Source organism: Paenibacillus endophyticus, assembly GCF_014192395.1.
Classification (GTDB): domain Bacteria; phylum Bacillota; class Bacilli; order Paenibacillales; family Paenibacillaceae; genus Pristimantibacillus; species Pristimantibacillus endophyticus.
Genome location: NZ_JACHXW010000014.1, coordinates 24,001 through 31,051, shown reverse-complemented (window position 1 = coordinate 31,051; position 7,051 = coordinate 24,001). Strand labels below are relative to the sequence as shown.

Here is a 7,051-nt window from a genome sequence, read left to right as displayed (position 1 = left end):
GTGAAGGGATTCCAACCTTTCCAAGTTGATTCAAAGGAATCCCTGAGCAATGACGATCGGAAGAACATTTAATGTGCAGTTTATGTGTGCAGTTTATGTGTGCAGTTTGCTTTTTAACCCCATGTACCGCGTCATCGCATGTTTTATTCTGCATTGTAGTTTTTCTGGTATTGCCGGGGCGTTAGACCGGTCCATTTCTTGAAGGTTGAACTGAAATGGCGTTCCTCCTGATAGCCGACAAGCTTGGAGACCGCGTATATTTTATAGCTTTGACGAAGCCATTCCTTGGACTGCTCTACCCGGTATTGATGAAGGTAGTCGAGGAAATTGACGCCAAGCTCCTGCTTGAAGAGCGAGCTGAGATAGGAATTGCTGACGAACGTCTCCTTAGCCGCAAGCTCAAGCGTGAGGTTGGTGTTGTATCTTTGCTTAATAAGCTCGATAGTGGCGTGAACCGTACGGTGGAGCGACTTTTGGTTCGATACGGCCTCGACGATGCTTTGCACGATTTTCTGAAGCACGACAGTGCATTCATCAAGCGTCTCCATATTCGGAATTTGCTCCATCCAGTTGACGAAGCTGTCCTGCCATTCAATGGATGCGACCTTGCGTTCCTTGGCAAATTTCTGCAGCTCGAGAATGAGGCTGGTCGACCGTAAATGCACTTCAGCCTTGGAATAGCTGGAGCTGGCACGGATATGGCACATACTCGCCTCGATGGCGTCGACGGCCTGCTCGTATTGTTCATTCTGAAGCGAGAAAAGAAGCTCCTTCTCCAGCCGGTTGAGAAACGCGTCTTCCAAAATCGACGTTTTCGCTGCCTGCTGTTTGTCTGCTCCGGCGTAGAAGAAGATGCCGCCGCGGCCCTGGTAGAACCGCCCCTCCATCGCATGAAGCGCCTCTTGAAAGCCGATATGGGCGAAATCGACGGATGCTTGTGCCGAGCTGATCGAAATGCTGATCGAAAGCTTCAGGTAAGCCTCCAGGTTATGCTGCAGCATTCGCATGGCGCTCTCGACTGCGTCATGCGAGGCGCACTCCGGATAATTACCTACCCATAGCATTTCATCCCCGTGCCGAAATACTTCAAGCCTGCCCTCATATAGCGGCCGAAGCGTCTCGCCTGTGATATTAAGCAGCGCGTAGCGGATGAGCTCCAGATCCCGCTTGGAGGCTGCGGCGTTTGGCCGTACGCTAGCGTCAATTCGAATAATTCCCACTTGTATGGGCCGGGGAAGGAGAGCCATGTCGATCTCTCTCAGCACGCTGCCCCGATTCTCCAGCGGCATTAGAGGCTGTTGGATCCATTGCGATAATATTTGATTTTTAAGCAGATGAATATTACGGTTCCAGCTTTGATTAAGCGCGTTGACCGCCTTGTCCTCGTTTTCCGAGGCTTCGATTTTCTGCTTCAAGTCAAAAATGACCCGAACGATATCATGCGGCGTGCAGGGCTTCAGGAGATAGTCGGACACGCCTAGCTTAATCGCTTCCTTGGCATATTCGAATTCGTTGTAGCCGGTAAGCAGCACGGAGCGGAATTCATGTCCGGCGGCCTTGGCTTCGCGAATCAGATCCAGTCCGTTCAGATGGGGCATGCGAATGTCGGTCAGCAGCAGGTCGGGCGGATCATTATGGATCATCTCGAGCGCTTGCCTGCCATTCTCGGCTTCACCGGCAATTTCGATGCCGTACAGCTTCCAGTCGACAAGGGTGAGAATGCCTTCCCGGAACGATTGCTCATCCTCAGCAACGATCATTTTAAGCGTCATGCGCGGTACCCCCTTGGTTAATTCGGATTTGAACCCTCGTACCGAGTCCTTCCCGGCTTACAATCTCGAATTCAGCCTGCTCATAGAACAAGGCAAGTCGTTCTTTAATATTGGACAGCGCCATGCCCGAGTGGGGAACATTGGTCTGCAGCACTCGCATCGGCTCATCGACGCGGGATTGGTTCAGGCGCCTTACTTGTTCCTCCGGCATGCCTGGTCCATTGTCTGCAACCTCCAGAATAATGATAGTGGCCTCCGTATACGCCCTGATGTGGATATGCCCATTACCTCCGGAGGGCTCGATGGCATGAATAATCGCATTCTCGACAAGCGGCTGCAGAAGCAGCTTCGGCATGCGGAAATGTGAAATGGCCGGGTCGAGCTCAATTTCAAAATTAAACCGCGTCGTAAATCTTTTTTTCTGCAAAAATAGATAGTTACGGACAAGCTCCAGTTCCTGCTCCAGCGCGACTAGATCATTGCCGCTGTTCAGGCTGAGACGGAACACCTGCGAGAGCGAAACGACCATTTCCGATATTTCCTTGTCACCCTTCTGTACTGCGCTCCAGTTAATCATATTTAAGGTGTTGTAGAGGAAATGCGGATTAATCTGCGACTGCAGCGCTTTCAGCTCCGCTTCCTTCTGCTTCAGCCGGGAAGCGTAGACATCGTCGATCAGCGTCTTGATCCGTCCGACCATCGTATTGTACAAATGCCCAAGCCTGCCAATCTCGTCATTGCCGTTGAAATGGACTCGCTGCGTGAAGTCTCCGGTTTGCAGCGCCCGCATGGAGAGCATCAGCTTCTTCATCGGATTCGTAATGATCCGGGCGATGACCCAGGAGACGATAATCGTAATAAGTGTCACGACCGCCATGATAGAGAACGTGACGGAGCCGATATGCTTCAGCTCAAGCACCAGCTTGCTGCGATCCTGAATGACGACGGTATGCCAGTCCGTAATGTCCGAGACCGAGTCGGAGACAATATATTTGTTATCCTTCTTCAATAAAGCGAGCCCTCGCTCCGGATGGATCGTGCTCGTATCCTGCTGATCAAAAAAAGGCAGCAGCGTAATCGGCTTGCCGATCCACTGAATATCGGTTGCCGCGAGTATGGTGCCTTGCTCGTTCATGATGAACTGCGCAGCATCCTCATTGTCATGGTATAAGGTTTTGCTCAGCTTATCCGCATCCATCCCGATGATCAGCAGGCCGATGCGCGCGTAATTGTAATAGTTTTTGTAAGGCTTGATTAAGACGATCTTATGGTGATAATCGCCTGGCAATATATAATCCGAAGGATAGAACATATCCCAGATATGGCCGGAATCGGTTTTCGTAAGCCTTTCATAATAGCGGGTTTTAGTAAAACCGTCGAAACTGATAGCGCTTGCAATACCGGTTTGCGTAATGGCAAAGGGCTGGCCGGATACATCCTCCTTGAAAGAGGGGTAAACAATAAGCGACTGGATCGTTTCGCCGGTTACCATGAGCGGGAGCAGGCTTTTGAACACTTGGTCGCGCCGCTGCGGCGTATCGCCGTTCAGGACCATGCCTTGAACGGCCGGATTCAGAAACAAATAGTTGGAGAAGCTGAGCGTGCTTTTGGCAAAATAGTCTAGCTGATCCTTCGTCTTGATCGCCATGTTCAATTGCGATTGGCGCAGCTTGTCGATGACCTCGCCCGAGGCGATGTAATAGGAATACAGCCCCGTGATGCCTACGGTAACAATGAGAAGCGGAATGACTAACGTAAGCAATTTGCGCTGTAGAGTAATATGCCTGAAAGGAGGAAACAAAGCCCTCATACCCATCACCTTAGCCAATCGAATTTTGTGTTTTCAGTATACCAAGAAATAATTCAGGGTAGTGGGTTTTTGGCCATGATCCAAAAAATGAGGCATCTATTCTAAATTTTGGGCCATATTTTGCCATGCGGGATACACGTTATAATGGGGGCAGAACAGGGAACGCCTGGTCAACTAAATAAAGGTGGGGTAGCGATGAAAAAGATATGGATCACGCTGACAGCAATACTTTTGGTGTTCACGGCTGCAGCATGCAGCTCCGGCAGCAACGGCGCAAATGAGAATAAGGGCAATGCGGCGAGCCCGAGCAATGAAGCGAAAGAAACCACTGCGCCGGTAGAAGAGAAGGAAGCAGAGCCGGTTACGCTGAAATTTTTCACGGCGCTCGCTGACCGCTCCAATGGCGCGGGCAAAATAGAGCAGGCCATCATCGATAGCTATATGGCAGAGAACAAGAACGTGAAGATTGAGGTCGAAGCGCTTCAGGATGAGCCTTACAAAGCGAAAATCAAAGTATACGCCTCGACTGACGCGGTGCCGGACATCATTCAGGCTTGGGGCCAAACCTCCTTCATTAAACCGCTGATTGATAACAATATGCTGCTTGAATTGAATGAGTCGGAATTCGAGAGCAGCAATTTCGTGCCGGGCGCGAAGGACGGCTTCTCGCAGGACGGCAAGCTTTACGGCCTGCCGCGCGGCACCGATTTCCTCGTGATCTACTATAACAAGAAGCTGTTTGACGATAACAGCCTGGCCGTGCCGACAACGACGGCCGAATTGCTGGAAGTATCGAAGCAGCTAAGAGCGAAGGGCATTAATCCGATCGCTACGAATGCGATGGAAGGCTGGTCGCTGCCAATCTGGTTCGAATATGCGGCGCAGCGCCATACCGGCGATTTCAACAAAATGGATGCTGTGCTGAAAGGCGAGGGCAAGTTCACGGGCGACGCTGATTTCTTGGCAGCGGCACAGGATATTGCGGCGTTAGCTGACAGCAAAGGCTTGGCAGACGGCTTCTTGACAGCGGACTACGGCACCTCCCGTAACCTGTTTGGCCAAGGCCAGGCAGCGATGTATGTCATGGGCAACTGGGAAGCGGGCCTCGCCACGGACGAGAATTTTCCGGAGGAATTCCGCAATAACGTAGGTGCGATCTCGTACCCCGCATCGGATAAAGGCAAAACAACGGATGTGGCGGCATGGTATGGCGGCGGTTACGCCGTGTCCAAAAACTCCAAGCATCCGGAAGCTGCGGTTGCGTTCCTGAAATACTTCTTCGCACCGGAGAACTGGGCTAAGCAGGTATGGGAAACGGGCTCCGGCACGCCGGCACAGAAGTTCGATCAATTTCTGACAGGCAACGAGACGGCGCTCCAGAAGCAGCTTGTCGATATATTCAGCGCGATGACCTCCTCCAGCGGTACGCCTGTGCATGACAACGGCACGGATGAGTTCAAGACGAAAGTCATGGAAGCGCACCAGAAGCTGTTCGGCAAGCAAATTACGCCGGAGCAGTTCCTTGCGGAGATGGATGCCGCAGTCGCGGTATTGAAGTAAGCGATTAACCTGTTAGCAGCGGGGCAGCCGGACTCGTATGGACTGCCCCGCCTTCTACAGATAGAGAGCGGGGAGAACATGCACAAACTGATGAGCAATCGCATCACTATTTTTTGGCTAGTCGCACCGGGTTTTATGCTGTTTCTCTTCATGGTTTGCCTTCCGATCGTGATGAGCGCCTATTACGGGACGACGAATTGGACAGGGATCGGCGCTTACGATTTCGTTGGGCTTGATAACTACACGAACATTCTGTTTCACGACGGCGTATTTTGGCGCTCGTTGCTTAATGCTCTGCTGCTGCTGGCGGCAACGCTTCTGATCCAGCATCCGATCGCGCTGTTATTCGCAATATTCGTTACGCATGCAGGGAAGCTTGAGAAATGGTTCCGGGCCATCTTTTTCATACCGGCCGTTATTTCCATCGTCGTCACTTCGAAAATGTGGGTAAGCGTATTTCATCCGAATTTCGGGATGTTTAATAAATTACTGGAGGGCATGGGCCTCAGCGCGTGGAAGCAGGATTGGCTCGGCGATCCGAAGCTTGCCATCTGGTGCATTATCGTCGTTGTGATGTGGCAGGGCTTTGGTTATGCATTGCTGCTCTATTACGCGGGACTGCAGGGCATACCTAAGGATTTGTACGAGGCGGCGGAGCTTGACGGGGCAGGAAGAGTGAAGCTTTATACGCGGGTCGTTATTCCCCTTCTCTCGCCGATGGTTCGCGTGGCCGTCGTGATCGCGGTTACGGCTTGCCTGAAGCAGATGGAAACCGTGTTCCTCATGACGAACGGGGGACCGGCCAATACAACGCAATTTATCGGCAACTACTTGTACAAAACAGCATTTTCTTCATCGCTCTATGGCTATGGCAACGCGATATCCGTCGTATTCGTCATCATCTGCCTGATCCTTACGCTGGCGATGAACAAAGCGTTCAAAAAGGATGTTGGTGAGTTCTAATCGGGTGACTAACCGCCAAGCATACAATATAGACATGAATTTTTGAGGAGGCATGCCCGTGGAAGCCCTATCAGCCAAGACCCATCGCGAGGTGAATAAAGCCAGGAAGAAGGACGCGGCCTCGCCCGCATTAAAGGCCATTCTTCATATCGTCTTGTGGGGCGTGGCGCTGCTCCAGATTTTCCCGCTTATTTGGCTCATTAATTATTCCTTCCTGAAGAGCGGGGACTTCTTCGGCAGCGGTATTTTGAAATGGCCTAAATCGTTTGAATGGAATAACTATGTGAATGCATTCACATACGGGAGCGTCCCGCGCTTCTTATTGAACAGTTTATTTATTACAACCATTACGATATTGGTAGCTGCTTTTCTCGCGCTGATGCTGAGCTACGCCTTCACGCGGATGCAGTGGAAGCTGCGCGGCCCTGCAATGGCCTTTATCATGCTTGGCATGATCGTGCCGATACACGCGACGCTGCTGCCGAACTTTATTCTGTTCGACAAGCTGAGCCTCATCGATAATCCATTGTCACTGATCCTCCCATATATTGCGTTCTCGCTGCCAATCAGCCTGCTCATCCTATCGGGCTTTCTAGAGACGATACCCAGAAGCATAGAGGAATCAGCGGTCATGGATGGCTGCTCGGTCTTCGGCGTCATATTCCGCATCATAATGCCGATCACGAAACCTGCGATTGCTACGGTGTGCATTATGAATTTCATCAGCTGGTGGAATGAATTTATTATGGCGAATACATTCCTGACCTCGGAGACCTTCAAGACGCTTCCTTTCTCCATTATGAAGTTTACCGGGCAGTATTCGTCCAATTATGGCGCGCAGTTTGCCGTAATGGCGATAATCGCGCTTCCGACCGTCATCATCTATTTGATGTTCACGGAGCAGATGTCGCGCGGAATTACCGCGGGGGCAGTGAAGGGCTAGTCT

5 protein-coding genes are annotated in these 7,051 nt (G+C 51.4%); 3 read left to right on the top strand and 2 right to left on the bottom strand.

What is annotated here, in order from left to right; translation table 11 throughout:
- Positions 1-143: 143 nt before the first annotated feature.
- Both FHS16_RS20435 and FHS16_RS20430 read right to left on the bottom strand, forming a co-directional pair.
- Positions 144-1,772 (bottom strand): response regulator transcription factor, encoded by a 1,629-nt coding sequence (locus FHS16_RS20435; RefSeq protein ID WP_183566961.1) that lies wholly within the window; start codon positions 1,770-1,772, stop codon positions 144-146.
- Positions 1,762-3,582 carry a sensor histidine kinase gene (locus FHS16_RS20430; RefSeq protein ID WP_183566958.1) on the bottom strand — a complete coding sequence of 607 codons (1,821 nt, stop codon included), beginning with the start codon at positions 3,580-3,582 and terminating at the stop codon, positions 1,762-1,764. The genes FHS16_RS20435 and FHS16_RS20430 overlap by 11 nt, the downstream gene beginning before the upstream one ends.
- A gap of 195 nt (positions 3,583-3,777) precedes the next feature.
- Here FHS16_RS20430 and FHS16_RS20425 point away from each other — a divergent pair, with 195 nt between their 5' ends.
- The 3 genes from FHS16_RS20425 (at position 3,778) to FHS16_RS20415 (ending at position 7,048) form a co-directional block, all read left to right on the top strand.
- Positions 3,778-5,142: an ABC transporter substrate-binding protein gene (locus FHS16_RS20425; RefSeq protein WP_183566955.1), complete on the top strand. Its 1,365-nt coding sequence runs from the start codon at positions 3,778-3,780 to the stop codon at positions 5,140-5,142.
- 78 nt (positions 5,143-5,220) lie between these two features.
- Positions 5,221-6,105, top strand: a complete 885-nt coding sequence (locus FHS16_RS20420) for a carbohydrate ABC transporter permease (RefSeq protein ID WP_183566952.1) — start codon at positions 5,221-5,223, stop codon at positions 6,103-6,105.
- Between the two features lie 58 nt (positions 6,106-6,163).
- The gene (locus FHS16_RS20415) at positions 6,164-7,048 is read left to right on the top strand and encodes a carbohydrate ABC transporter permease (RefSeq protein WP_312890995.1); all 885 of its coding nucleotides are present in this window, start codon (positions 6,164-6,166) and stop codon (positions 7,046-7,048) included.
- The last annotated feature ends 3 nt before the right edge of the window (positions 7,049-7,051 follow it).